This is a genomic window from Streptosporangium longisporum (genome assembly GCF_039534895.1).
In the GTDB taxonomy this organism is placed as follows: domain Bacteria; phylum Actinomycetota; class Actinomycetes; order Streptosporangiales; family Streptosporangiaceae; genus Streptosporangium; species Streptosporangium longisporum.
Genome location: NZ_BAAAWD010000006.1, coordinates 1,503,314 through 1,527,189, shown reverse-complemented (window position 1 = coordinate 1,527,189; position 23,876 = coordinate 1,503,314). Strand labels below are relative to the sequence as shown.

25 protein-coding genes are annotated in these 23,876 nt (G+C 71.5%); 12 read left to right on the top strand and 13 right to left on the bottom strand.

Going from position 1 to position 23,876, the window contains the following annotated elements; all coding sequences use genetic code 11:
• Window positions 1-34 precede the first annotated feature (34 nt).
• From ABD832_RS11110 to ABD832_RS11100, 3 genes are all read right to left on the bottom strand, one after another.
• Window positions 35-1,570 carry an MFS transporter gene (locus tag ABD832_RS11110; protein WP_344892268.1) on the bottom strand — a complete coding sequence of 512 codons (1,536 nt, stop codon included), beginning with the start codon at window positions 1,568-1,570 and terminating at the stop codon, window positions 35-37.
• Window positions 1,567-1,794, bottom strand: coding sequence for a hypothetical protein (locus ABD832_RS11105; protein WP_344892265.1), 228 nt, complete (start codon window positions 1,792-1,794; stop codon window positions 1,567-1,569). The genes ABD832_RS11110 and ABD832_RS11105 overlap by 4 nt, the downstream gene beginning before the upstream one ends.
• Window positions 1,795-1,911: 117 nt before the next feature.
• Entirely contained in the window at window positions 1,912-2,526 is a 615-nt protein-coding gene (locus ABD832_RS11100) for a hypothetical protein (protein ID WP_344892262.1), read from the bottom strand.
• Between the two features lie 390 nt (window positions 2,527-2,916).
• Between ABD832_RS11100 and ABD832_RS11095 the strand changes: the two genes are divergently transcribed.
• Window positions 2,917-3,858, top strand: coding sequence for a ribose-phosphate diphosphokinase (locus tag ABD832_RS11095; protein WP_344892259.1), 942 nt, complete (start codon window positions 2,917-2,919; stop codon window positions 3,856-3,858).
• Window positions 3,859-3,945: 87 nt separating this feature from the next.
• Here the strand turns inward: ABD832_RS11095 and ABD832_RS11090 are convergent, their stop codons facing one another.
• The gene (locus ABD832_RS11090) at window positions 3,946-4,707 is read right to left on the bottom strand and encodes a L,D-transpeptidase family protein (RefSeq protein WP_344893432.1); all 762 of its coding nucleotides are present in this window, start codon (window positions 4,705-4,707) and stop codon (window positions 3,946-3,948) included.
• 235 nt (window positions 4,708-4,942) lie between these two features.
• Window positions 4,943-5,851 (bottom strand): GNAT family N-acetyltransferase, encoded by a 909-nt coding sequence (locus ABD832_RS11085; RefSeq protein ID WP_344892255.1) that lies wholly within the window; start codon window positions 5,849-5,851, stop codon window positions 4,943-4,945.
• A gap of 312 nt (window positions 5,852-6,163) precedes the next feature.
• Here ABD832_RS11085 and ABD832_RS11080 point away from each other — a divergent pair, with 312 nt between their 5' ends.
• The 5 genes from ABD832_RS11080 to ABD832_RS11060 all read left to right on the top strand — a co-directional run bounded on the left by ABD832_RS11080 (window position 6,164) and on the right by ABD832_RS11060 (window position 9,767).
• Window positions 6,164-6,676, top strand: coding sequence for a SigE family RNA polymerase sigma factor (locus tag ABD832_RS11080; protein WP_344892252.1), 513 nt, complete (start codon window positions 6,164-6,166; stop codon window positions 6,674-6,676).
• Complete coding sequence (locus ABD832_RS11075; RefSeq protein ID WP_344892249.1) at window positions 6,673-7,899, top strand: hypothetical protein; 1,227 nt, start codon at window positions 6,673-6,675, stop codon at window positions 7,897-7,899. Before ABD832_RS11080 ends, ABD832_RS11075 begins: the two co-directional genes overlap by 4 nt.
• 132 nt (window positions 7,900-8,031) lie before the next feature.
• Entirely contained in the window at window positions 8,032-8,754 is a 723-nt protein-coding gene (locus tag ABD832_RS11070; protein ID WP_344892246.1) for a PadR family transcriptional regulator, read from the top strand.
• Window positions 8,755-8,904: 150 nt separating this feature from the next.
• Entirely contained in the window at window positions 8,905-9,321 is a 417-nt protein-coding gene (locus ABD832_RS11065) for an SgcJ/EcaC family oxidoreductase (protein WP_344892243.1), read from the top strand.
• Complete coding sequence (locus ABD832_RS11060) at window positions 9,318-9,767, top strand: hypothetical protein (protein ID WP_344892240.1); 450 nt, start codon at window positions 9,318-9,320, stop codon at window positions 9,765-9,767. The genes ABD832_RS11065 and ABD832_RS11060 overlap by 4 nt, the downstream gene beginning before the upstream one ends.
• Window positions 9,768-9,981: 214 nt before the next feature.
• Here ABD832_RS11060 and ABD832_RS11055 read toward each other — a convergent pair whose 3' ends face one another.
• Both ABD832_RS11055 and ABD832_RS11050 read right to left on the bottom strand, forming a co-directional pair.
• Entirely contained in the window at window positions 9,982-11,370 is a 1,389-nt protein-coding gene (locus ABD832_RS11055; protein ID WP_344892237.1) for a sensor histidine kinase, read from the bottom strand.
• Between the two features lies 1 nt (window position 11,371).
• Complete coding sequence (locus ABD832_RS11050; RefSeq protein WP_344892234.1) at window positions 11,372-12,040, bottom strand: response regulator transcription factor; 669 nt, start codon at window positions 12,038-12,040, stop codon at window positions 11,372-11,374.
• Between the two features lie 123 nt (window positions 12,041-12,163).
• Here ABD832_RS11050 and ABD832_RS11045 point away from each other — a divergent pair, with 123 nt between their 5' ends.
• Window positions 12,164-12,796: a hypothetical protein gene (locus ABD832_RS11045; RefSeq protein WP_344892231.1), complete on the top strand. Its 633-nt coding sequence runs from the start codon at window positions 12,164-12,166 to the stop codon at window positions 12,794-12,796.
• A 215-nt stretch (window positions 12,797-13,011) separates the two neighbouring features.
• Here ABD832_RS11045 and ABD832_RS11040 read toward each other — a convergent pair whose 3' ends face one another.
• Window positions 13,012-13,503, bottom strand: coding sequence for a hypothetical protein (locus ABD832_RS11040; RefSeq protein WP_344892228.1), 492 nt, complete (start codon window positions 13,501-13,503; stop codon window positions 13,012-13,014).
• Between the two features lie 246 nt (window positions 13,504-13,749).
• Here ABD832_RS11040 and ABD832_RS11035 point away from each other — a divergent pair, with 246 nt between their 5' ends.
• Window positions 13,750-14,286: a peptidylprolyl isomerase gene (locus ABD832_RS11035; protein WP_344892225.1), complete on the top strand. Its 537-nt coding sequence runs from the start codon at window positions 13,750-13,752 to the stop codon at window positions 14,284-14,286.
• A 199-nt stretch (window positions 14,287-14,485) separates the two neighbouring features.
• Entirely contained in the window at window positions 14,486-15,361 is an 876-nt protein-coding gene (locus ABD832_RS11030; RefSeq protein ID WP_344892222.1) for a rhomboid family intramembrane serine protease, read from the top strand.
• A 50-nt stretch (window positions 15,362-15,411) separates the two neighbouring features.
• Here the strand turns inward: ABD832_RS11030 and ABD832_RS11025 are convergent, their stop codons facing one another.
• Window positions 15,412-15,657 carry a cell division protein CrgA gene (locus ABD832_RS11025; protein ID WP_344892219.1) on the bottom strand — a complete coding sequence of 82 codons (246 nt, stop codon included), beginning with the start codon at window positions 15,655-15,657 and terminating at the stop codon, window positions 15,412-15,414.
• Window positions 15,658-15,868: 211 nt separating this feature from the next.
• Here ABD832_RS11025 and ABD832_RS11020 point away from each other — a divergent pair, with 211 nt between their 5' ends.
• The 3 genes from ABD832_RS11020 (at window position 15,869) to ABD832_RS11010 (ending at window position 17,316) form a co-directional block, all read left to right on the top strand.
• Window positions 15,869-16,489 carry a class E sortase gene (locus ABD832_RS11020; RefSeq protein ID WP_344892216.1) on the top strand — a complete coding sequence of 207 codons (621 nt, stop codon included), beginning with the start codon at window positions 15,869-15,871 and terminating at the stop codon, window positions 16,487-16,489.
• Window positions 16,490-16,588: 99 nt separating this feature from the next.
• A complete protein-coding gene (locus tag ABD832_RS11015) occupies window positions 16,589-16,747 on the top strand; it encodes a hypothetical protein (RefSeq protein WP_344892213.1) in 159 nt (52 codons plus the stop codon).
• Complete coding sequence (locus ABD832_RS11010; protein WP_344892210.1) at window positions 16,744-17,316, top strand: anthranilate synthase component II; 573 nt, start codon at window positions 16,744-16,746, stop codon at window positions 17,314-17,316. The genes ABD832_RS11015 and ABD832_RS11010 overlap by 4 nt, the downstream gene beginning before the upstream one ends.
• A gap of 240 nt (window positions 17,317-17,556) precedes the next feature.
• On the opposite strand, the gene pknB is transcribed toward ABD832_RS11010, so the two are convergent.
• From pknB to ABD832_RS10990, 4 genes are all read right to left on the bottom strand, one after another.
• Entirely contained in the window at window positions 17,557-19,440 is a 1,884-nt protein-coding gene (gene pknB, locus ABD832_RS11005; protein ID WP_344892206.1) for a Stk1 family PASTA domain-containing Ser/Thr kinase, read from the bottom strand.
• Window positions 19,441-19,522: 82 nt separating this feature from the next.
• Complete coding sequence (locus ABD832_RS11000; protein WP_344892203.1) at window positions 19,523-21,049, bottom strand: serine/threonine-protein kinase; 1,527 nt, start codon at window positions 21,047-21,049, stop codon at window positions 19,523-19,525.
• Window positions 21,046-22,503 (bottom strand): peptidoglycan D,D-transpeptidase FtsI family protein, encoded by a 1,458-nt coding sequence (locus ABD832_RS10995; protein WP_344892201.1) that lies wholly within the window; start codon window positions 22,501-22,503, stop codon window positions 21,046-21,048. The genes ABD832_RS11000 and ABD832_RS10995 overlap by 4 nt, the downstream gene beginning before the upstream one ends.
• Window positions 22,500-23,876, bottom strand: a complete 1,377-nt coding sequence (locus ABD832_RS10990; protein ID WP_344892199.1) for an FtsW/RodA/SpoVE family cell cycle protein — start codon at window positions 23,874-23,876, stop codon at window positions 22,500-22,502. The genes ABD832_RS10995 and ABD832_RS10990 overlap by 4 nt, the downstream gene beginning before the upstream one ends.

The following is a 23,876-nucleotide window of genomic DNA, read 5'->3' as shown; positions in this document are numbered from 1 at the left end:
AGCACGGATGAAAGCACGGACGTCGCCCGCGTCCTCAGTGCGTCCCGGCATGGCCGGCCGGCACGTCCCGGAGTCCCGCCAGCACCGTCAGCGCCGCGGCGGTGGTGAGGACCGCGCACATCACGGCGCCGCCCCGCAGGCTCGCGGTGACCGCCTGGTACGCGCTGTCCAGCAGGGGCCCGGCCGTGGAGGCGGGCAGGCCACCGGCGACGGCCAGGGCTCCGCCCACGCTCTCCCGCGCGATCGCGGCCGCACCCTCCGGTACGGCGTCGCCGATGTGGATCGTGGCCCGGTACAGGGCGGTGCCCACGATGCCGATCGTGGCGATGCCCATCGCGATGCCGAACTCACCGGCCGTCTCGGTCAGCGACGCGGCGGAACCGGCCCGCTCCGGTGGCGCGGACCGCATCGCCAGCGTCGCGCACAACCCGCCCATCGGGCCGATGCCGATGTTCACGACGACCAGGGCGGTGACGGTGAGGGGCAGGTCTCCCGACCCGTCGAGCAGGGTCAGCAGCAGGTACCCGGCGGTCGCGAGGACGAGCCCCGCGGAGATCACGTACGCGGGCCGGACCCAGCGGATGAGCACCGTCGAGAGCTGGATGACGACGAGCATGGCGAGGACCGGCGGCAGCATCCACAGCGCGGCCGCCGGCGGTGACAGCTGCTCGACCGACTGCAGGTACGCCGAGACGAACAGCTGGTTCGCCCCGGTCAGACCGGCGCACAACGTCATCAGCAGGGCGGTACGGAAGGTACGGTCGCGGAACAACCTCAGGTCGAGCAGCGGGTCGGCCAGCCGGTTCTGCCGGCGCACGAACAGCGTCCCGCTCACCAGCCCGACCACCAGGGCCGCAAGCGTCAGGACGTCGAGGCCGTCGCGTGCCGTCTGCTTGAGCCCGTACACCAGCGGCAGGACCGTGGACAGTGACAGGGCGACGCTGGCCACGTCGAGACGTCCCGCGTCCGGGACGCGGTGCTCCGGCAGCAGCTTCGGGCCGAGGACCAGGAGCAGCGCCATGACCGGCACGCCGATCAGGAACGCCGAGCCCCACCAGAACGACTCGAGCAGTACGCCGCCGACGACCGGCCCGAGCGCGGTGCCGCCCATGAAGCAGCCCATCCACACCGCGATCGCCGTCGCGTGCCGTCTCGGGTCGGGGAACATCGTGCTCAGCAGCGCGAGCGTGGACGGCATGATGGTGGAGCCGGCCACCCCCAGCAGGGCACGGGCGGCGATCAGCATCTCCGGGCCGGTGGAGCAGGCCGCCAGCACCGAGGCGGCGGCGAAGCACACCGCGCCGATCAGCAGCAGCCGCTTACGGCCGATGCGGTCGCCGACGGTGCCCATCGTCACCAGCAGACCGGCCAGGACGAATCCGTAGATGTCGACGATCCACAGCTGCTGGACGCCGTCGGCGCCGAGGCCGCCCGCCACGTGCGGCATCGCCAGGTACAGCACGCTCATGTCGAGCGCGACCAGGATCGTGGGAAGCGCCAGCACGGCCAGGCCCACGTACGCCCGGCGCCCGGCGCGGGCCGGGGCGGCGCCGGTGACCGGGGCGTTCACCGGACCGTCCGCACGGCCGGCGCGGCCGGGGCGACCGGGGCGACCGGGGTGGCCGGGGGGACCGGGATGCCGGGGGCGGTCGGGATGACCCGGGCGGCCTCGGCGGCCTCGGTGGACGCGGTGGACGCGGTCGCGTCACCTGGTGCGCCGGTCGGCGACGACGGGGCCGGGCCGGTGCCGGCCACCTTCCGGTACGGCTGACAGGGCAGGTGCGGTATCGGCATGACCAATCTCCGTCTTGTTCGGCGTGGTGTCGCCGGTACAACCCGCGGCGACCGCCGAACTCATCGCCCGGCACGGAACCGGCCCCGCTCGTGCGGCCGAACCGGACGGGACGCGGTTCAGGGACGGGGGGCGGGTCCCTGTCCCGGGCACGGCGCGCCGACGCCGATGAGGACCTCCCGGAAGGCGCGTCCGTCCACGCTGACCAGGACCGGAAAGCACCCGGCCTTCCGGGCGAGGTACCCGCCGACGAAGGCGATCCACTCGTTCTCGGCGTCGCAGCGATCCACCACGCGCATGCCGGTCGGGCCCGGCCGGCCCCATGTCAGCCAGAAACGGTCGGTCACCCTCTCCGGCACGGTCAGCTCGACATGCCGTCCGCGCCGCACCATGAGGCCCTGCTTGGCGAACAGGCCCTCGCTCCCGTCGGGCAGCCTCGTCTCGGACACCTGCAAAGCCCGCTCGTACGTCCTGCTCGTCGGCAGGGCCACGGCGCCGCCGACGATCTCCAGATTCGGGGAGGGGGCGCGTTGGGAGGCGATCATGCTGTCGCACTCCACGATCACGGAGCTCGTCGAGCCTCGCGGGGCCGCGGTGGAGGGCGGGGAGGCCGACGGTGGTGGCGGGGAGGACGGGGACGCGCTGCGCGGCCGTGCCGGGGACTCGCCGGACGAGCATCCGGCCGCGCCCTGGAGGGCGGCGAGCAGGACGACCACGGCGACGCGGGTTCGCATGTGCCCAGTCTGCCCGCCGCCCTCCGGTGCCGCACCGGCCACCCATCGCCCTCCTACGACGCACCGGCCCGCCGGCCGTCCTTCCACGACGCATCGGCTCGTCGACCGCTCTCCATGCCGCACCGGCCCGTCGGCCGCCCTCCCGTGCCGCGTCGGCCGCGCCTCGCCCTTCCGCCGCACTTCCGCCGCCTTTTCGCGTACCTCTCCCGGCGTGCCGGTACGGCACCCCCGGAGACGATCGTCGTTCCGGCCTGTCCCGGACCCCGTCCGATCGTTCCGACGGGCCGTCCGCAATGCTTGGGAGCGACACCGGAGTCCGGCCCGGGGTCCGCCGGTGACACGGCCGCAGGACCGGCCGGTCCGGACCACCACACAGGCAAGGAGCGCCTCGTGCGAGACATCACCGTGTTCAGCGGTAGTGCCCACCCCGAGCTGGCGGCGGAGATCTGCGCCCACCTCGGGACCCCGCTGCATCCGGTCCGGGTCAAGCGCTTCGCCAACGACTGCATGGAGGTGCAGCTCCAGGCCAACTGCCGGGAACGGGACGTGTTCCTGATCCAGCCGCTGGTCCCCCCGGTCCAGGAGAACCTGGTCGAGCTGCTGCTCATGCTGGACGCCGCCAGGGGGGCCTCGGCGGCCAGGACGACCGTGGTGATGCCGCACTACGCCTACGCCCGCTCGGACAAGAAGGACGCCCCCCGCATCTCCATCGGCGCCCGCCTGGTGGCCGATCTCCTGGTGGCGGCGGGGGCCGGCCGGGTGCTCACCATGACCCTGCACTCGCCCCAGGTCCACGGTTTCTTCAGCGTCCCGGTCGATCATCTGCACGCCCTGCGCGAACTGGCCGCCCACTTCCGCCGGTACGACCTCTCCCGGACCGTCATCGTCTCCCCCGACCTGGGCAACGCCAAGGAGGCGGCGACGTTCGCGCGGATGCTCGGCGTGGGGGTCGCGATGGGGGCCAAGCAGCGGCTGAGCGACGACCGCGTCGTCATCAGCTCGGTGATCGGCGACGTCGAGGGCAAGGACGTCATCATCCTGGACGACGAGATCGCCCGGGGCACGACGGTGATCGAACTCCTCGACCGCCTGCGCGAGCGGGGGGTCCGTTCGGTACGCGTCGCCTGCACGCACGGCCTCTTCGCCGACGGGGCCGTGGACCGCCTCGCCGACCGGGCCGAGGTCGAGGAGGTCGTCTGCACCAACACGGTGCCCGTCCCCGACGTCAAGCCCGACTCCAGGCTGACGGTGCTGTCGATCGCCCCCGCGCTCGCCGAGGCCATGCGCCGGATCCACGACGGCGAGTCGGTCAGCGCGCTGTTCGACGCCTGATCCTCTTCGGGACGCCTTCCCCGGACGCCCTCAACGGGACGCCCTCAATGAGACGCCCTCGACGGGGACGTCCTCGACAGGACGTCCTCAGCGGGCGAGCCGGAGAGCGGGGCCGGGGTCGCGTGAGGTCCCGCGTCGTCCGCCGGGAGTGCGCAGGTCCGGCTCCCGGCCGGACTCCTGGTGGTGCCCGTCGCGCAGGTGGGGGCGCCGGACGTGGACCGGGTGGCCGGGACGGAGCAGCCGGTAGAGGTCGACGGCGTTGTGCAGCGGGACCCGGACGCAGCCGTGCGAGGCGGGGTAGCGGGGGACGAGGGTGGAGCCGTGGACGGCGATGCCGCCGTTGAAGTACACCGGGTGGAACATCGACCCCAGGATCCCGGTGGACCAGCCCGGTGCCCGCTGCCCGGCCCGGAAGTCCCCGGCCGGGGTCTCGGCGAAGCCGCAGTGCCCCTTCTCGCAGTACGGCCTGCCCGCGCCGGTGGAGATGTGGCTGACCAGCACCGGTCGCCCGCGGCTCCAGACCGTGAGGAGCTGGCGCCGCAGGTCGATCTCGGTCCGCTCGGACTCGCCGTTCCTCACCAGGGGCCTGATGGGCCGGGGGTGCAGCAGGGCATGCCAGGTCGGAGGGTCGATCCTGTTGACCGGTCTCAGCCCGTTGGCCTTCTGAAAGGCCCAGACGGTCATGCGGAGGGCGGGATCGTACGTGAGGGTGAGATTTCCCGGGGGAAAGCCAAGTCGCTTAAGCCTTTTTTTCACGTTATATACTTCGATTCCCCTGCTGCCCTCCCTGATGGCGGTGAACTGGTCGGGCAGGGGAACGCGCCGGAAATTCGGGGACGGATCGACCATGGCGCCCGCGGTCCCGCAGAACAGGGCCGTGACCAGGGCGAAGGTCGGGCCGGTGACCAGACAGCGGTGGATGGTGCTTCGCATATGTGACGTCTATCCGCTGCCAGGTGAGATCAACCCTGTAATGCCGCTTGCCAGTAAGTAAGAGTTATAAGGCCGCGTGCGATCTCATGATCGTCGTAGGGGAATTTTCAATATAAGAGGGATATGTCGGATCGAGAAAGGCGCATGCGCTTTATCGGAGCCGCGTGTAGCGGACCGTCCGGTCGACGACCCGGAAGCCGAGCGTCTCGTACAGCCGGGCGGGCACCGGATGGCCCGCGTCCCCCCGGGGGTGGACGATCGCGCTTCCCGCCCCCGTCCGCCCGAGCCGGTGCAGCGCGTACAGGCAGACCGCGCGGGCCAGTCCCGTCCGCCGGAAGTCCCGGTGCGTGCCGACCGGTTCCAGCTCCCCGACACCGTTGACCTCGTCCGGCCAGATCAGGCAGTACGCGGCCAGGCGGCCGTCCGGTGCCTCGATGACGCAGTCCAGCTCCGGCCGGTACGGCCACGCGCGCATGACGTTCCGGTAGCTCTCCTCGGTGACCGACGAGGGGGCGAACGCCGACCGGTGGACGGCCACCCGCCCGGCCACGTCCTCCTCGCCGCGCACGTGCCGCGCGGTGAAACCGGCCGGCACCTCGGGCTCCGGCAGGTCGCCCAGGTCGCGCGCCATGCGCAGCAGGAAGGGCGCGTCCGCCGGTCCGGGCCGGTATCCGTGCCGGACCAGGGTCGCGGCGAGCTCCTCCTCGCCCGCGAGGATCGTCACGGCCGTCCCGGTCGTCTCAGTCCGGGAGATCGTCCCGGCCCGGGAGGTCACCCCGTGGAACCAGGCGAGCACCTCGCCGGCCAGTTCGGCGTGCCCGGGATGCACGAACAGCTCCAGCTCGCCCGGAGGCGTCGCCCACCCCCAGGCCAGCGTCTCGTCGCCGAGCTCCCAGAGCATGGTCGGCCATTCCGCCTCCCGGCCCACGTGCTGGAACCGGCTCCAGGCGAGAGCACCGACGTGCGGCCGGGCGGCGGGGTGCCAGGCGGCCCGTACGAGATCCTGCATCCTGCGCAGGTCGGCGGGGCCCTCGTAGGGGCGCGCGACGATGTTCCGCACCGTGTCCGGTGTCCTTCCCGTGACGGTCTCCCGGCGAGCGGGATGTCCCGCCCCGCATTCTTCCGCCCTCTTCGTGGGGACGCATCCGGATATCGCCCGGCCCGCCGACCCTCCCGCCCGCGCGGAAGCCCGCCCGCGCGGAAGCCCGCCCGCGCGGAAGCCCGCCCGCGCGAAAGGCCGCCCGCACGAAAGGTCGTCCGCGAGGAAGACGCTCCCGGAAAGACCGCCCCGGGAAAGACCGTCGGCGCGGGGAGGCATAGCGGCGACCCTCCCGGCGCGTCTACAGGGGGACGACACGAAGTGGAGGTGGTCGTGGACGACGCAGAGGAGCGACGTTTCCGCGAGTTCGTCTCGGCGCGCTCTCCCGCGCTGATGCGCCTCGCCTTCCTGCTGACCGGGGGCGACCAGCACGCGGCCGAGGATCTCCTGCAGACCGCGCTGGTCAGGACGGTCGCCCGGTGGAAACGGGTGGAGACGCCCGAGGCGTACGTCCGGAAGGTGATGTACCGCCAGCAGGTGTCGTGGTGGCGGCGACGCGGGGAGACCGTGGTCGCCGACCTGCCGGAGGGAGCCGTGGAGGACGGCACGCGGGGAACGGACCTGCGCATCGTCATGCGCGGGGCCCTGGCCAGGCTCACACCCCGGCAGCGGGCGGTACTGGTGCTGCGCTACTACGAGGACCTGCCGGAGGCGGAGGTGGCCGGGATCCTCGGCTGCTCGGTCGGCACGGTCCGCAGCACGACCCACCGCTCCCTGGCCCGCCTGCGCCACCTCGCACCCGAGTTGAAGGGGCCGCACACGATCTTCGGGGAAGTGACGAGATGACCATCGACGAACTGGTGAGGCAGACCTTCGGGGAGTGGGCGGAGCAGGCCCGGGTGCCGTCCGGCGACCTGGCCGGATCCGCACTCCGGCGGCGGCGATGGGCCCGGACGCGGACGTTCGCGGTGGCCGCGGGGGCGGCCGCGAGCGTCGTCGTGGCGGCGGTCACCGTCCCGGCACTGGTCCGGGGACAGGAACCGCGGGACGACCAGGGGGCGGCCACGGTCGTGGTCGCCGAGCCGGACCCGTCCACCGGGACCGCCGCGGACCCGGACTCCTCGCCACCCGAGACCCTGGTCGCCGCGGGCAGGGCGGCGGCCTACTCCTACTACACCTGGGCCGAGGAGAAGATCTCCGAGGACCGCCAGGTCAGGAAGTTGACCTGGCACCGCTACGACCGGGATCTGGGCCGCTACGAGCCCACCCCGTGGGCCTGGCTCGACGTCGCCAGGGGGGGAAGGGCGGCGGCGTTCCTGGAGACGGTGCCCGCGAGCCGGGTGGGGGTTCTCACCGGACGCGGGACCGAGGTCCGCTGGATCTCCCTGGACCGTCCCGCCGCGTCCGTGTCCTGGTCCCCGGACGCGACCAGGCTGCTGCTCACGAACTACTCCGCCAACCCCGACGAGTCCTACGTCGTCGAGGACGGCACGCAGCGCACGTCGACGGTCAACCGCACCGGCTTCACCGTCGTCGATCTGGCGGAGGGCCGGTCCACCTTCCAGGGCCTGCCGCAGCATCCCGACGAGATGTCGTCCCGTAACGACATCTTCTGGGCGGACGACGGCACGCTCGTCTGGGAGCAAAGTTCCAGCGGGTCCCCGATGAAGAGGTACTACGACCTGCGGGGCAACGCCCAGGCCGCGCCGTCCAAGGAGGCCGACACCTACCAGCAGGCCGGCCTCTCGCCGGACGGCAGGCGTCTGGCCGTCGCCAGTCCCGACCGGAGCGCGGTCGTCGGCGTCCAGGACCTGACCACGGGGGGTACGGTCCCGTTCAACCCGGCCCCCGGGTACTGGATCGAGCAGTCCGTGGCGTGGGCGGACGACGAGCGTCTCATCGTCTGGGCCTGCGAGAGGAAGGGCGAGAACGACTGCGTGGGCGGCGAGTTCCGCAACCGGCTGCTCCTGGTCGGCCTGAACGGCGGCGAGGCCGTGCCCCTGTCCGGCTACCGGGAGAACAGCCAGGTGGCGGACAAGAGCTGGCAACCGGACTTCACCACCCGCTGACCGTCCCCTCGGGGGCGACCGGATCCGTCCTGTGAGCCGTACGAGACTCCTGTCTTGTACGGCTCACAGGCATGTCGCTATAGTGCAGAACGCTATAAAGAATTTCGCACTACAGCGTCGACGGGAGCGGTCATGGCACGGGGAGCGGACCTGGCCGGGCTGACCGTGCTCGCGCTGCTCTCGGTCAGGCCGAGCCATCCCTACGAGATGCACCGGTTCGTGGTGGACACGCACAAGGACTACCTGACCGGCCTGCCGCGCAGCCTGTACCACGCGGTCGACCGGCTGGTCAGGGACGAACTGATCGTGCCTGTCAGCACCGGCAGGGAGGGGCGGCGGCCCGAGCGCACCGTCTACGAGCTGACCGGCGAGGGCAGGGCCGAGCTGGCCACCCGCCTGCGCCGGTCGCTGGAGGAGGTGGGGCCGGACGGTCTCGCCTTCACCGCGGCGCTCTCCATGGCGGGATGCCTGCCCCCGATCGAGGTGGAACGGGCGCTGCGCGGCAGGGCCGCCATCCTGGAGGGCAGGGTGGTCACGGCCGACGAGAGCCTGCGCGGGCTCACCGGGAGCGGGCTGCCGCCCGTGCTGCTGCTGGAGGTCGAGTACGAGCGCACCCTGCGCGCGGCCGAGCTCGGCTGGGTACGCGGCCTCCTGGCCCGGCTGGAGTCGGGCGAGATCACCTGGGACGACCCCGGCAACCGCGAGCTGCTCGGCCGGACCGGCGTGGACGCGGGACCGGCCGGGTCCCACGGCCCCGGCGGGGAGCCCGGCACGCCCGGCGTACCGGAACGGGGACCGGCGACCGGGAGAGGGGAACAGAACGCGCGTACCGACGACCGGAAAGACCGCACGTGAACGAAAGGGCCGCCGACCCGCGGCCATGAGCGCCGGCCGGGTGCGCCAACACCCGACCGGCGGAGAAGACACCGAACCGACCGCGAGGCGGCCGTCCCGGACTCCAGAACTCCAAGGATAGGCCCCTCGCCCATCGCGAGGAGAAGACCCATGCCCACCCCCACATCCGCCGACGCCGGGATCCGCGATCTGCTCGGCCGCCTGACCGCGGCCTGGAACGCGGGCGACGCCGACGCCTACGGCGACCTGTTCACCGAGGACGCCGACTACATCACCTTCTTCGGGCTCCGCCTGACGGGCCGCCAGGCCGTCACCGAGGCGCACCGCGCCCTGTTCGAGGGACCGCTCAAGGGTTCGCGCCTGACGGGCCTCTCCTCGGAAGAGGGCGGAGCCGACATCAGGTGGGTACGGCCCGACGTCGCCGTGGTGATCTTCACCGGCGCCCTGGCGGGAGCGGACGCCCCGCCCGACCCCGCCCGGGACTCGATCGTCACCCTGGTCGCCGTACGCGACGACGACAACTGGAGGTTCACCTCCTTCCAGAACACCCGCCGGACCTCGCCGTGAGGCCCGCCCCGCTGTTCGAGGCGGCCGGGGTGGTCGGGGCCCCGCCCGGCGAGGTGGGACGGCTGCTGCTGACCGTGCGTCCCGGGCCGGTCGGCCCGGACAACCTCTGGTTGCTCACCGCGCACGGCGGCGTCGTCTCGGGCGGGCCGGAGCGGTTCACCCTCAGCACGCCGGCACACGCCATGACCGTCGAGGTGACCGGGAACGGCGGGGACACCATCGCCGTCCAGGGCGGCTGGTGGTACCGCGGTGAGTACACCGTCACCCCGCACCCGGAGGGGACCCTCGTCACCCACCGGGTCCGCAACGTGGCGAACCGCTGGAGATGGGGCGTCCCGCTCGCCAACCGTTTCTTCGTCGGGTTCCGGCGGGACACCCGCGCGGGGTTCGCCGACGGACTCCGGCGGATCGGCGACGAGCTGGGCTGCCCCGCACGCCTGCTCTGACCCCGGGGCGTGATCCCGTACGGGCCGATCTCGTACGGGCCGATCTCGTACGGCCGATCTCGTACGGCCGATCCGTGCGGGATCGTGCGGAGAGCGGGTGTTCCGATCCCGCGCGGGACCGTACGGCGAACCGCACGGTCCCGCACGGGAGAACGTCCTCGCACGGGAGAACGGCCCCGCACGGGAGGACGACCCCGCGGGAGCACGGCCCCGCTCAGCGGGACGGGACCGGTTCCCTCGCCGGGAACCGGGCCTGGAGCCACGCCCCGGGGGATCCGGCGACCACGCGCAGGCCGCCGCCGTGCCGTACCGCGATGTCCCTGGCGATGGCCAGCCCGAGGCCGGAGCCGCCCGCATCCCTGTCCCTGGCCTCGTCCAGGCGGGTGAACCGGTCGAAGACCGCCTCGCGGTGCTCGGCGGGGATGCCGGGACCGTCGTCGCGCACGTCGAGCACCACCTCGTCCTCCTCGACGGCCAGCCGGACGACGACCGCCGAGGCCGCGTGGCGCACCGCGTTGTCCACCAGGTTGGCGGCCAGCCGGCGCAGCTGTCCCGCGGAGCCGAGCACCACCGCGTCGGCCGCGACCTCCAGCGCGACCTCGATCTCCGGCCTGGGCCGCGCCCGCGCCGCCTCCTCGGCGACGACCTGGCCGGCGTCGACCTCCTCGGTGTGGACCGGCTCGCCAGCGTCCAGGCGGGCGAGCAGCAGCAGGTCGGAGGTGAGCGCCTGGATCCGTTCCACGTCGGTCAGCGCCTCGGCCGCCAGCGGTCCCGGCGGGGCCAGCTCCAGGCGGGTCCGCAGGACGGCCAGCGGGCTGCGCAGCTCGTGGGCGGCGTCGGCGACGAAGCGCTTGTGCCGCCCGACGGCCACTTCGAGGCGGTCGAGCGTGCGGTTCATGGTCTCGGCCAGGCGGGCGACCTCGTCGCGCGCCTGCGGCACCGGGACCCTGCGGTGCAGGTCGCTGGCGGTGATGTCGGCCATCTCGGCGCGGATGGCCGAGACCGGCGCCAGTGCCCGGCCGACGGCCAGCCAGGTGAGGGCGGCGACCAGCAGCAGCAGCGCGGGGATGCCGGGGATCAGCAGGCCGCGCAGGGCCCCCAGGGCGTTCTCGGCGGGCTCCAGCGACGCCCGCGCCTTGACGAGCAGCACGCCCTCGGCGGTGTCCACCGGCATCGTGGCCACGGCGAAGGACTCACCGGGCGCCCACCGCGTCATCTCGTCCTTCCCGTCCGGGACGACCCTCTCCACGAGGGTCGTGAAGGTCCCGCCCTTCGTTCCGGGGGGCGGGTCGCCGTCCGCCATCCGGGTGGACAGGACGGGACCCGGCCGTACGGCCTTCGCGAAGACCTTGATGTCGGGGTCGAGGACGGCCGGTTCGGCGGACCCGACGGTGCCGCTCACCACGAGGTCGCCCCGCACGGAACCGGTGGCGAGCACGTCGGCGGTGGCACCGGCGCGGCGGGCGGCCTCACCGGCGGCGCTGCGGGTCAGGCTCCCGGTCAGCACCCCGACGAGCACCGTCGCGGCCACGCCGAGCGCGATCGCGACGATGGCGGTGGCGGCGAGCGTCGCCCGGAGCCGTACCGACAGGTGCGACGCCATCTCAGGCCTCCAGCCGGTAACCGGCGCCGCGGACCGTCACCAGCGACGATCGGCCGAACGGAGAGTCGATCTTGCGGCGGAGCGCGCTCACGTAGACCTCCACGATGTTCGGATCGCCGTCGTAGGAGAAGTCCCACGCCTGGGCCAGCAGTTCCCTCTTGGAGACCACCTCGCCCTGCCTGCGGGCCAGGCCGTGCAGGACCGCGAACTCCTTGGGGGTGAGCGGGATGTCCACCTCTCCCCGGCGGCAGCGCAGCCCCGCCGGGTCCACGGTCAGGTCGCCGACCGTGATGGACACCGGCCTGGCCGTGCCGCCCCGCCGTACCAGCGCGCGCAGCCTGGCCAGCAGCACCACGTACGAGAAGGGCTTGGACAGGAAGTCGTCCGCCCCGGTGTCGAGCGCCTCGGCCTCGTCGTGCACCCCGTCCTTGGCGGTGAGCATCAGGATCGGCGTCCAGTTCCCCGCGTCGCGGAGCCGGGCGCACAGGGTGTAGCCGTTCATCCGGGGCAGCATGACGTCGAGCACGATCACGTCGTACGGGTTCTCGGTCGCCATCCACAGCCCGTCGCGGCCGTCGTGGGCGACGTCGACGGCGAAGCCCTCGCCCGCCAGTCCCTCCTTGAGCAGATGGGCCAGGCGTTTCTCGTCCTCGACCAGCAGCACACGCATGTCGCTCAGCGTGCCGCATGCCACCTAAAGCCAACCTGAAGACGCGTTCCGCGGCCTTCAGCCTGGATTCAGGTGGCGCACGGGAACCTGTGGTCTCCAGACCCGCTCGATGAGGAGAAACCCATGCGTATCCGTATGCTCGCCACCCTGGTGACGACGGGAGCCCTGATGGCCACCCTCACCGGGGCCGCCAGCGCCGACGGCACGCCGGACCCCGGGGACGACGCCGTCCTCGTCACGTGCGAGGGAGGCGGCGCGGTGGCGGTGAAGGTGAAGGCGTTCACCGAGGCCGAGATCAAGGAGATGAAGAAGGCGGGGAAGATGCCCGCCGTCCCCGCTCTTCCGGCCCGGCCCGGGACCAGGACCGGCGGAGTCACCGAGAGCCGCGGGGACGACGGGATCGTCCGGGTCGTCCCGAAGCCGGGGACCGTGAAGTCGGAGGACCTGAAGCCGGGTGACCTGAAGCCGGGAGTCCCGAAGCCGGTGGACCCGGAGGCCGTGCCCGAGGGTGCCGACGTCACGGTCATGGCCCGTCCGGACAAGGTCGACGAGGTGGAGAAGGGCAGGGGGCCGGAGAGGACGCGCGTGGCCACGCCCGAGCCCGGTGAGGCCGGACCCCTCAAGAAGGGGGAGCACTTCGTGCTCGCGGAGGCCGTGCCGGTTCCGGACGAGGACGGCGTCGTGCACGGGAAGGGCAGGACCCACATCGCCCTCTCCGGTGACGGGCCCCTCATCACCTGCGCGACGAAGAAGTGACCTCGCACCGACGTCCGGAGGGCCACGGGGGCTGACTCCGGAAAGACTCCGCGGGCCGGCCGGTGAGATCCGTGCGGGAGTGACCCGGCCGGCCCGCGGTCCGCATCCGTGACCCTGCGGATCCCCACGAAGTACGGCCCGCACCATCGTGATGGTGCGGGCCGTACGTCACGGACGTGCCGTACGCCGCGTTCGGGCTGCGGCGTACGCGACCGTCAGGGCTGTGTCTTGGAGGTGTGCTCCGCCCTGGAGTCGTTCGTACCGCTCGTCTCGCCGGTCTTCGAGGTGACATCGCTCGTCACCTCGGGGACCGCGGCCGCCGCCGCCTCCGTCTTCTGTCCCACCCACTGGGACGCGTCGGAGGCGCTCTCCTTGAGCGTGTCCGCCCACTGGTCGGCGTTCTTGCGATACAGCGCGTAACCCGCCGCTCCGAGCGCGACGCCCGTGACCAGAAGGAGCATCGGCCACTTCCTGGACTTCGCGGGAGCGGGATCGATCCTCGCCGCCGCCTGGGACAGCGCGGCGCTGATCCTCGGCGCGAGCTGCTCCTCGATCGAGTGCGCGGCGGCGTCGAGCCTCGGCGCCGCCCACCCGCGGGCGACAATGATCTTTTCGCTGGCCGCGTCACGGGCATGACTCGCCGCTTCGCGGGCCTGGTCGGCCATCGGGCCGACCCGGTCCGCGGCTCGGACAGCCTGAGCCTTCACGTGGCGCAGCGACCTTTCCGGTGCCACGATCTTCATCTGGCGCTTTCCAAACACTGCTAGAGGCACAATCAACCTCCCCATTCGTTGGGGCCCCGCCGCCACCCCTTCCCGCTCGAAGGCACCTCAATCATGACGACCCATGGGAGGATGGTTGCGGGCCTGCGGTCGCGGCCGAAATCGTCAAAGCGCCACAAAAGCAATACGTTGCATAGGCATTGCCAACGACCTGAAGGGGGCAGTCCGATCATGGCTGAGAAGTTGATCGCGAACCTCAATACCAACCGCGGTAGCGTGAAGGTCCAGCTTTTCCCGGATCACGCGCCCAAGACCGTGCGCAACTTCGTCGAGCTGGCCGAGGGCACCCGCGAGTGGGTGCACCCGGAGACCGGTGAGAAGTCCACCGCCAAGCTGTACGACGGCACGATCTTCCACCGCGTCATCTCCGGCTTCATGATCCAGGGCGGTGACCCGCTGGGCCAGGGTGTCGGCGGCCCGGGCTACAAGTTCGACGACGAGATCCACCCGGACCTCTTCTTCAACCGCCCGTACCTGCTCGCCATGGCCAACGCCGGCGTCCAGTTCGGCCGCGGCACCAACGGATCGCAGTTCTTCATCACCGTGGTGCCCACCCCTCACCTGAACGGCAAGCACACCATCTTCGGTGAGGTCGTCGAGGGCCAGGACGTCGTCGACGCCATCGCCAAGACCGAGACCGACGCCCGTGACCGTCCCAGCGAGCCGGTGGTGCTGGAGTCGGTGACCATCGAGCGCGTACAGGGCTGATCCCTCGTCCGGCGGCCTCCCCGGAGGCCGCCGTTCGCGTTCCCGCGGACGGGCCCGCCCGCCCGGTCCAGGGAACAGCGGCGGCGTTCCCGGCGTTCCCGGGAACACGCGTCCGCCGCCGGACGCACGGATGCCCGCCATCCTGCATAGGCTGGCAGTCTGTGGATGACAGAACGCTCGAAGGGGCCAGCCGCACATCATGACCACCCAGCCGTCCGACGAGCCCGGCACCGTCGTCCCCACCTGCTACCGCCACCCGGGACGTGAGACCTACGTCCGCTGCCAGCGCTGTGACCGTCCCATCTGCCCCGACTGCATGCGCGACGCCGCGGTGGGCTTCCAGTGCCCCGAGTGCGTGGCCGAGGGCGGCAAGGGGATGCGCCAGGCGCAGGCCGTGTTCGGCGGCAGGGCGGTCACCACGCCCAGGGTCACCTGGACACTGCTGATCCTCAACGTGCTGGCGTACGTCGCGGAGGTCGTGGGCGGTAACCCGGTGGTGAACGCCTTCGCGATGAACTCCTACGGGGTCGCCTACGAGGGCGAGTGGTGGAGGCTGGTCACGGGTGCCTTCCTCCACCAGCCGATAGGGGCGGGAGGGCTGGGGCTGACCCACATCCTGTTCAACATGTGGGCCCTGTACGCCATCGGCCCCGAGCTGGAGCGGCGCCTGGGGGCGGCCAGGTTCCTGACCCTCTACCTGCTCTCCGCGCTCGGCGGGTCCGTCGCGATCTACCTGTTCGGGATCGCCGCGGTCGGGGCGTCTGGCGCGATCTACGGCCTGTTCGGCGCGCTGTTCGTGCTCGGCAGGAAGCTCGGCTACGACGTCCGCGGCGTGCTCTGGCTGATCGGCATCAACGTCGTCCTGACCTTCACGATCGCCAACATCAGCTGGCAGGGGCACCTCGGTGGCCTGGTCACCGGTGCCCTGGTGGCCGCCGTCCTCGCCTTCGCCCCGCGCGGGAACCGCGACGCGGTGCAGTGGGGAGGATGCGTGGCGATCCTGGTCATCCTGGTGGCGCTGGTGCTGGTGCTACCGCCGTTCGCGGTGGAGGCCGAACTCGATCTCCTGAGGTAGATCCACACCCTGATGCGTCCCCAGGGTGTGGACGGCGCCTGTGGAAAACGTCAACGCCAGCGGGTCGACAGGATCACACCGAGGATGATGAAGGCGAATCCGACCAGCAGGTTCCAGTTCTGCAGGGTGCCGAACAGCGGCGCGGTGGGGGCCACGTAGTAGACGGCGATCCACAGGATGCCGACGATCCAGCAGGTCACCATGACCGGCGCCAGCCAGCGCGGACTGATCTTGACCTGCTGGGAGGCCTGCGGCGGGGTGTAAACCGGCTTCTTGCGAGTCTTGGGCTTGGGCACTGGGGTTCTTCTCCTGCGTCAACCCTGCGCGATCCGGATCGTGCGCAGGCCGTGTCGGTCAGCGTGGTCGCTGGTGGGTGAAGTTCCGTGTAAGGATAGTCCGCGCGCACGGGCCATGGCGATTCCGCGGGGCACCATCCTGTGGCAAATGTTGCGCCGAGGCGGCGATCAGGCGCGGCCGGGGCGGTATCGCCGTGATTAACCTGCCCCCATGAGAGCCATGCTGAGGGTCGCGGGCGATCTGAGCATCACCGCGGGCCTGGTCGTCCTGCTCTTCTGCGCCTACCTCCTCTGGGGCACCGGCTCCTACACCGCCCGGCAGCAGATCCTGCTGCAACGGGAGTTCGTCCAGAAGGAGAAAACGGCTCTCGGGCCGATCCGGCTGGGCGGGGCGGTGGCGATGCTGAAGATCCCCAGACTCGGTGACGACTACCGGTACGCCGTGGTGGAGGGGGTCGACCCGGACCGGCTGCGGATGGGGCCGGGCCACTACCCCGGAACCGCAATGCCCGGAAAAATCGGTAATTTCGTACTTTCTGGCCATCGAACGACCTATGCCGCGCCGTTCAACCGCATCGACGAGCTCCAGCCGGGAGACCCCCTGGTCGTGGACACCCGCGAGGCCCGCTACACCTACCGGGTCACCGACAAGCGGATCGTCGACCCTGCCGAGGTGGACGTCATCGCGCCGGTTCCCGGGCGGCCGGGACGGAAGCCGGCCAAAGCGATGATCACGCTCTCCACCTGCCACCCCGAGTACTCGGCGGCCCAGCGGCTGATCGTCTTCGGCGAACTGGACGAGCGCAGGGACCGCCTCGAACGCCCCGAGTGACCCGAGTGACCCGGGTGACCTGAGAACCGTGACCACCCGGCGGCCAGGCCGTCCCGAAGCACGACAGGCCGGGCCCACAAGAACCGGACAAGGAGTCGCATGTACGGATGGATCTGGCGAGCGCTTCCCGGAAGCCTCGCGATCAGGGTGTTCACGGCCGTGGTGCTGGCCGGGCTGGCCGCGGTCGTACTCTGGTACCTCGTGTTCCCCTGGATCGAACCTCGCATCTCCCTCGACCCGGCCGTCGTGGGCCGATGAGCCGCGTCCTCGTCGTCGACAACCACGACAGCTTCGTGCACACCATCGTGCAGTACCTCAGGCAGCTCGGCGCGGCCTGTGACGTGCGCCCGCGCGACCGGGTCACGGTCGAGGACGCCTTCGGTTTCGACGGGGTCCTGATCAGCCCCGGCCCCGGCACGCCGGAGGACGCGGGGGTGAGCGTCCCGCTGGTCGGCCACTGCGAGGAGCGCGGCATCCCGCTGCTCGGCGTCTGCCTGGGACATCAGGCCATCGCCGTCGCCCACGGCGCGACCGTGGCGCGGGCCCCCGAGCCCATGCACGGCCGTACCAGCGCGATCACGCACGACGGGCGCGGTGTCTTCGCCGGGCTGCCCTCACCGGCGACGATGACGCGCTACCACTCGCTGACGGTGCTCGCCGGGACGGTCCCGCAGGCGCTGGAGGTCACCGCCGTCACCGAGGACGGCGTGGTCATGGGCCTTCGGCACCGCACCGCGCCCGTCGAGGGCGTGCAGTTCCACCCGGAGTCGGTCATCTCCGAGCACGGTCACCGGCTGCTCGGGAACTGGCTCGAAAGATTGGTGTAACGCGGGGCCTCTACTGGACGATTGACCAGTGAGAGTCCTTCCGCCATCGCCCCCGAGTGGCGGAAGGACTCTTCCCCGTTTCCGGGCCCCCGCTCCGCCCGCCCATGTCCGCGAGACTCCTGCCCCCCGGAACATCCCAGGGCACTTGCCGCGCGCACCTGTCCGGAGCCCGCACCCCGTGAACGAGGAGGACCCCCGCGCGCGGGCGCGGGGGTCCTCCTCGTCGTCGGTGCCGGGACGTCAGTTCCCGTCCTGCGGCGCCTCGTCGAGGATGGTGCCGTCGTCGGTCTCCGTGGGCTCCGGGTTCGGGTCCGTCGGCTCGTCGGGGATGCTCGGATCCTCCGTCGGCTGGCTCGGCTGCTCGGTCGGCTGGGGCGGCTCACCGCTGGAGACCACCAGCGTGATCGTCGTGCCTGGCTGGTACTTGCCGCCGGGCTCGGGAGACTGGCTGATCACGGTGTCCTTGGGCAGGTCGCTCGGCTGCTCGACGACCTTCCACCGGAAGCCCAGCTGCTTGAGCGTCTCCTTGGCGTCCTTGACCGTGAGGTTCGTCACCCCCGGCACCTCCACGGCCTCCTTGGGCACGTAGATCCGGACGCTTCCCCCCTTGTTGTACTTCTTCCCGGCCGCAGGCACGGTCTCGAAGACGATTCCCTGCTTGCGGCTGGAGGCCTTGGACTGCAGGGTGACCTCGAAGCCGGCCTCCTCAAGGATGCTCCGGGCCTCCTCGGCACTCTTGCCGACCACGTCGGGCACCTCGATCTTCTCGACGCCCTTGGAGACCTTGAGCGTCACCTCGTCGCCCTTGTCGACCTCGGTGTCGGCGGCCGGATCGGTCTCGATCACGACACCGGCGGGGACCTCCTCGTCGAACTCCTCGACCGTCTTCACGGTCAGCTGGAGGTCGGTGAGCCTCTTGGCCGCCACCTCCGCGCTCTGCGAGGCCAGCGGGGGGATCTTCACCTTGCCGCCGGTGGTCGGGGTTCCCGACGAGTTGAGGAACATGTACCCCACGCCGATGAAGGCACCGATGACCAGCAGCGGGATGAGGATCCACGCCGCGGTCTTCACCGCGGTGTTGCCACCGGACTGCTGGCGGCGCCGTCCGCGCTCCCCGCCGCCCGCCACGCCCTGACCGCCCCCCTCGGGGCCGTACTGGTACGCCGGGACGGCCGTGGTGCGCTGGGTGGCCGGGCCACCGGGGGGCGGGGCCTGCATGGTCCGGGTGGCCGGGTTGTACCCCGCGCTCCCGGCGGCCATGGTCGTCGTCTGGGCGTCCGTCGGGATGCCGGACATCGCCCGCTGGATGTCGGCCCGCATGTCCCCGGCGCTCTGGTAGCGGTGCGCCGGGTCCTTGGCCATCGCCTTGAGCACGATGGCGTCGGCCCACGGGGGGATGTCGGGGTCGATCTGCGACGGCGGGATCGGGTCCTCGCGCACGTGCTGGTAGGCGATCGCGACCGGCGAGTCACCGGTGAACGGCGGCTGCCCGGTCAGCAGCTCGTACAGCACGCAGCCGGTGGAGTACAGGTCGCTGCGGGCGTCGACCCGCTCGCCCCTGGCCTGCTCCGGCGAGAGGTACTGCGCGGTCCCGATCACCTGGGCGGTCTGCGTCATCGTCGCGGCCGAGTCGGCCATCGCGCGGGCGATGCCGAAGTCCATGACCTTGACGTCGCCGTTGCGCGTGATCATGACGTTCGCCGGCTTGATGTCACGGTGGACGATGCCGCCGCGGTGGCTGTAGTCCAGCGCCCGCAGGATCCCGTCGACCAGCTCGGCGGCGCGCTCGGGCAGCAGCCGCCGGTCGGCCCGGAGCAGGTCACGCAGGGTACGGCCGTCCACGTACTCCATGACGATGTAGGGCACCGGCGCACCCTCGGAGACGTCCTCGCCGGTGTCGTAGACCGCGACGATGGACGGGTGGTTCAGTGACGCGGCGGACTGCGCCTCCCGGCGGAAACGCGCCTGGAAGATGTGGTCCCTGGCCAGGTCCGCGCGGAGGGTCTTGATGGCGACGATCCGATCCAGCCGGATGTCTCGGGCGCGATAGACCTCGGCCATGCCGCCACGCCCGACGACGCCGTCAAGCTCGTAGCGATCGCCGAGGCGTCGGGGCTGAGTCATTTCCTGCACTGTCCCTTACCGTTCATCTTGGGTGCCGGTGAGCTCTTGGGCCACCGGTGTCCATCATCGACCCGTTGCCGCATCACGTCTCCTCATTCGGCGGGTTCGTGTCGCCGGGGTCGGGAGTCGCACTGGGTTCTGCACTCGGTGTCGCCGTCGGGGCGGTGGGCGTGGCGGTGGGAGTCGTCGGGCTCGGGCTGGACGGTGGCGACGTACTCGGCCGTGCGGTGGGCTCGGCCGATGTGCTTACCGTAGCCGACGGCGTGACCGTGGGACGGCGCGACTTCGTCGGCGGGACCGGCGGTCTGCTCGTCGCGGGAGTGCTCCTGTCCGGCCGGGCCGTGGGCGGCTCGGTGGCCGGGCTCGACCGTACGACCGGCCGGCCCGGCTCGCTGTCACCGGGTCTGTCCGCCAGCTCGCGTGCGGCCAGCGTGCCCAGTCCGACCGCGGCGGCGCACCCCGCCACGGCGGCGACGATCACCGTCGTCCTGCGCCTGCCACGGCGCCCGCCCGCAGGTGGCGGGGTGACCGGAGCGGTGGCCGGCCGCCACGCGCCCGGCCGCGCCTCGCCGGAGCCGGTCCGCCCCTCGTCCCAGCCCTGGTCCTGGTACGCGTTCCCGGACGCCGGCCCCTGGACGCCGCCGGGCCCCTGGTACGCGCCGGGGACCACCGGAGGGATCCCGGGGCCGGTGGAGGCGGCGGGCGACGAGGAGGTGACCTCGCGCGGCCACTCGGTGGCGGGTTCGGCGCGCCAGCCCGCCGGGTCGGTGAGCATGGCCAGGCCGGTGGTGCCGGAGGCGGTCAGCGCGTCGAGCAGCACGTCCGCCCGCTCCGACAGCTCCCTGGCACCGGCCGGCCGTCGCAGCGGGTCCTTGGACAGGCACGCCATGACCAGGTCGCGGACCATCGGCGGCACGTCGTCCGGAAGCGGGGGCGGCGGCTCGCCGATGTGCATCAGGGCGATCGCCACCTGCGTGTCGGCGGTGAACGGCGCCCGTCCCGCCAGGCACTCGTAGGCGACCACGCCGAGCGAGTAGATGTCGGTGGCGGGCGTCAGCGGCTCGCCGGACGCCTGCTCGGGGCTGACGTACTGGGCGGTGCCGAGCAGCATGCCGGTCTGGGTGACCGGCGCGGCCTCCATCACCCGGGCGATGCCGAAATCTGTGATCTTTATCACGCCCGCCTCGGTCACCAGCAGGTTGCCCGGCTTGATGTCCCGGTGGATGATCCCGCCGCTGTGCGCCGCGTGCAGTGCCCTGGCCGTCTGGTGCACCACGTCGAGGGTGACCTCGGGGGTCAGCCTGCCGTCGCGGGTCAGGATGCCCGCCAGCGACTGGCCCGGCACCAGCTCCATGACCAGGTAGGCGACGCCCTCGGCCTCGCCGTAGTCGAAGACCTGCGCGATGCCCGGATCGGAGAGCCCGGCCGCGATGCGCGCCTCCGAGCGGAACCGCCTGCGGAACTCCGGATCCTCGGCCACGTGCGCGCGCAGCAGCTTCACCGCGACCTCGCGGCCGAGCAGGTCGTCCCTGGCCCGCCACACCTCACCCATGCCGCCCGACGCGATACGCCCCAGCGGGCGGTATCGGCCCCCGAGCAACGCGGTCATCTACCCAGCACCGCTTCCATCACGCTCTTGGCGATCGGGGCGGCGGTCTGACCACCGGAGGCGTCGCTTCCGGCGCTCCCGGACTCCACGATCAGCGCGACGGCGACCTTGGGCTTCTCGGCCGGGGCGAAGGAGATGAACCAGGCGTGCGGGTCACGGCCCTCGGCGGTCTCGGCGGTGCCGGTCTTGCCGCCGACCTTGATGCCGGGGATCTGCGCGGCGCTCGCGGTGCCCTTGTCGACGACGTTGACCATCATCTCCTGGAGCTTGCGCGCGTTGTCCTCGCTCATCGCGGTGGAGAGCACGTCCTGGTCGGCGGCCTCGATCTCGTTGCCCTCGGCGTCCGCGACCTTCTTCACCAGGTACGGCTTCATGACCACGCCGTTGTTGGCGATCCCGGCGGCGATCATGGCCATCTGCAGCGGGGTCATCTGGTTGCTGCGCTGGCCGATCGAGGCCTGGGCGAGGGCGGCCTTGTCCTCCTCGGGCCCGATGCCGCTGCCCGCGACCGCCAGGGGGATCTCCAGCGGCTCGCCGCCGATGCCGAACTTGAGCGCCTGCTCGCGCAGCGCGTCGTAGCCCAGCTCCATGGCGATCTTGCCGAACGGGGTGTTGCAGGACTTCTCCAGCGAGAACGAGAGCGTCACGCGTCCGGCGCCGCACGCCGCCCCGCCGTAGTTGGGCAGGTCGGCGGTGGTGTTGGGCAGGTCGAGCACCTGCGGGGCGTCGACCTGGCTGTCCGGGCCCAGGGTGTCGTCGCTGTTCAGGTACGCCGCCATGGTGACCACCTTGAAGGTCGAGCCCGGCGGGTAGGTGCGCTCGATGGCCCGGTTCACCAGCGGCTTGTCCTCGTCCTTGTCCAGCTTGTTGTAGGCCTTGTTGACGACCACCTTGTCGGGCTTGGACAGCGGGTTCGGGTCGTAGGTGGGGATCGAGACCATGGCGAGGATCGCCCCGGTCTCCGGCTCGATCGCGACCAGGGCGCCCTTCTTGCCGCTGTCGCCCAGCGCCTTGTAGGCCGCCTCCTGCGCTCTGGGGTCGATCGTCAGGTCGACGTTGGCCCCCTTGGACTGCTTGGCGGTGAACAGGTCGATGCTGCGCCGGATCAGCAGGTCGGCGCTGCTGCCGTCGAGCAGGCTGTTCCTGGCCCCCTCCATGTCGCGCGCGCTCTCCGGCGCGAAGAATCCCGTGATGGGCGCGTAGATCTTGCCCTCGGGGTAGCGCCGCTGGAAGCGGAACTCGGGGTCGCCGGTGTCGAAGGACTCGGCCAGCACCTTGTCGCCCGCGGTGATCCGGCCGCGTTCGACCTCGTACCGCTTGTAGAAGTTGCGCTCGTTGCGCGCGTTCGCGCGCAGGTCGTCCGCCCGCACCGCCTGCAGGTAGTTCACGTTGATCATGAGCAGGCCGAACATGACCATGCAGGCGAAGGCGGCGCGCTTGAGGGGACCGTTCATCGCTGGAACACCTGCGTCATTCCTTCGTCCTGGATGGCCTGGGGCGGGGGCTTCCTCGCCGTGTCGGACATGCGTACCAGCAGCGCGATGAGGATCCAGTTGGCCAGCAACGCGGATCCGCCCTGCGACATGAAGGGGGTGACCAGACCGGTCAGCGGGATCAGGTTGGTCACGCCGCCGACGATGATGAAGACCTGCCAGGCCAGGATGAACGACAGCCCACCGGCCAGCAGCTTGGAGAACGGGTCGCGGGCCGTGAGCGAGGTGCGCAGGCCGCGCTCCACCAGCAGCGCGTAGACCATCAGCAGGGCCATCAGCCCGGTCAGGCCCAGCTCCTCACCGGCGGCGGGGAAGATGAAGTCGGAGAAGGCCAGCGGGATCTCGTACGGGTGACCCTGGCCGAGACCGGTGCCGAGGATGCCGCCCTCGCCCATGGCGAACAGGCCCTCCATGAGCTGCGCGCTGCCGCCGACCTGGTCGAAGAGCGCCGGGTCCTCGGGGTTGAGGTAGACCGTGAAGCGTTGCTGCACATGGTTGAAGAGCATCCCCGCCAGGACCGCGCCGCCCACGAAGAGCAGGATGCCGATGAGCACCCACGAGGTGCGCTGGGTGGCGATGTAGAGCATCGCGATGAACGTGCCGAAGATCAGCAGCGAGGAACCCAGGTCCTTCTGCAGGATCAGCACGCCCAGGCTGAGACCCCAGGTGATGAGGACCGGGCCCAGGTCGCGGGCCCGGGGCAGGTCGATGAAGAGCAGCCGCCGCCCGGCCAGGGCCAGCACGTCGCGCTTGGCGACCAGGTAGCCGGCGAAGAAGATGACCAGGGCGAGCTTGGTGAACTCCGCCGGCTGGAGGGTGAGGCCGCCGACGCCGATCCAGATGCGGGCGCCGTTGATCTCCCTGCCGATGAACGGCAGCAGCGGCGCGACCAGCAGGGCCAGGCCCACCGCGCCCATCGTGTAGGTCAGACGCTGCAGCGCGCGGTGGTCGCGCAGCACGATCAGCGTCAGCGAGAACATGACGACCCCGACGGCCGTCCACAGCAGCTGGTTGGTGGCCGAGGCGCCCTTCATGCCGGACGCCTCCAGCCGATAGATGATCACCAGGCCGACGCCGTTGACCAGCGTCACCAGCGGCAGGATCAGCGGGTCCGCCCAGGGGGCGAACTTCGCCAGCACCAGGTAGGCGGCGAGCATCAGGCCACCCAGCCCCAGGCCGTAGGTGAGCATGCCCGACGGGATCTGGTTGTCGAGCGCCAGCCCCACATTGGCGTACGCCAGCATCACGATGGCGACCGCGAACGCCAGCATCGCCAGCTGGGCCACCCGCCGTTTGGCGGGAAGCGGGACGGGCTCGGCGCTAGGGGTGCTCAT

Bases quoted from the DNA above. Each gene is read 5' to 3' on its own strand.
- ABD832_RS11045 (WP_344892231.1), top strand. From the start codon at position 12,164: ATGCGTATCCGTATGCTCGCCACCCTGGTGACGACGGGAGCCCTGATG.
- ABD832_RS11015 (WP_344892213.1), top strand. From the start codon at position 16,589: ATGTACGGATGGATCTGGCGAGCGCTTCCCGGAAGCCTCGCGATCAGG.
- ABD832_RS11070 (WP_344892246.1), top strand. From the start codon at position 8,032: ATGGCACGGGGAGCGGACCTGGCCGGGCTGACCGTGCTCGCGCTGCTC.
- ABD832_RS11020 (WP_344892216.1), top strand. From the start codon at position 15,869: ATGAGAGCCATGCTGAGGGTCGCGGGCGATCTGAGCATCACCGCGGGC.
- ABD832_RS11075 (WP_344892249.1), top strand. From the start codon at position 6,673: ATGACCATCGACGAACTGGTGAGGCAGACCTTCGGGGAGTGGGCGGAG.
- ABD832_RS11030 (WP_344892222.1), top strand. From the start codon at position 14,486: ATGACCACCCAGCCGTCCGACGAGCCCGGCACCGTCGTCCCCACCTGC.
- ABD832_RS11105 (WP_344892265.1), bottom strand. From the start codon at position 1,794: ATGCCGATACCGCACCTGCCCTGTCAGCCGTACCGGAAGGTGGCCGGC.
- ABD832_RS11055 (WP_344892237.1), bottom strand. From the start codon at position 11,370: ATGGCGTCGCACCTGTCGGTACGGCTCCGGGCGACGCTCGCCGCCACC.
- ABD832_RS11100 (WP_344892262.1), bottom strand. From the start codon at position 2,526: ATGCGAACCCGCGTCGCCGTGGTCGTCCTGCTCGCCGCCCTCCAGGGC.
- ABD832_RS11050 (WP_344892234.1), bottom strand. From the start codon at position 12,040: ATGCGTGTGCTGCTGGTCGAGGACGAGAAACGCCTGGCCCATCTGCTC.
- ABD832_RS10990 (WP_344892199.1), bottom strand. From the start codon at position 23,876: ATGAGCACCCCTAGCGCCGAGCCCGTCCCGCTTCCCGCCAAACGGCGG.
- pknB (WP_344892206.1), bottom strand. From the start codon at position 19,440: ATGACTCAGCCCCGACGCCTCGGCGATCGCTACGAGCTTGACGGCGTC.
- ABD832_RS11000 (WP_344892203.1), bottom strand. From the start codon at position 21,049: ATGACCGCGTTGCTCGGGGGCCGATACCGCCCGCTGGGGCGTATCGCG.
- ABD832_RS11090 (WP_344893432.1), bottom strand. From the start codon at position 4,707: ATGGTCGATCCGTCCCCGAATTTCCGGCGCGTTCCCCTGCCCGACCAG.
- ABD832_RS11065 (WP_344892243.1), top strand. From the start codon at position 8,905: ATGCCCACCCCCACATCCGCCGACGCCGGGATCCGCGATCTGCTCGGC.
- ABD832_RS11010 (WP_344892210.1), top strand. From the start codon at position 16,744: ATGAGCCGCGTCCTCGTCGTCGACAACCACGACAGCTTCGTGCACACC.
- ABD832_RS11035 (WP_344892225.1), top strand. From the start codon at position 13,750: ATGGCTGAGAAGTTGATCGCGAACCTCAATACCAACCGCGGTAGCGTG.
- ABD832_RS10995 (WP_344892201.1), bottom strand. From the start codon at position 22,503: ATGAACGGTCCCCTCAAGCGCGCCGCCTTCGCCTGCATGGTCATGTTC.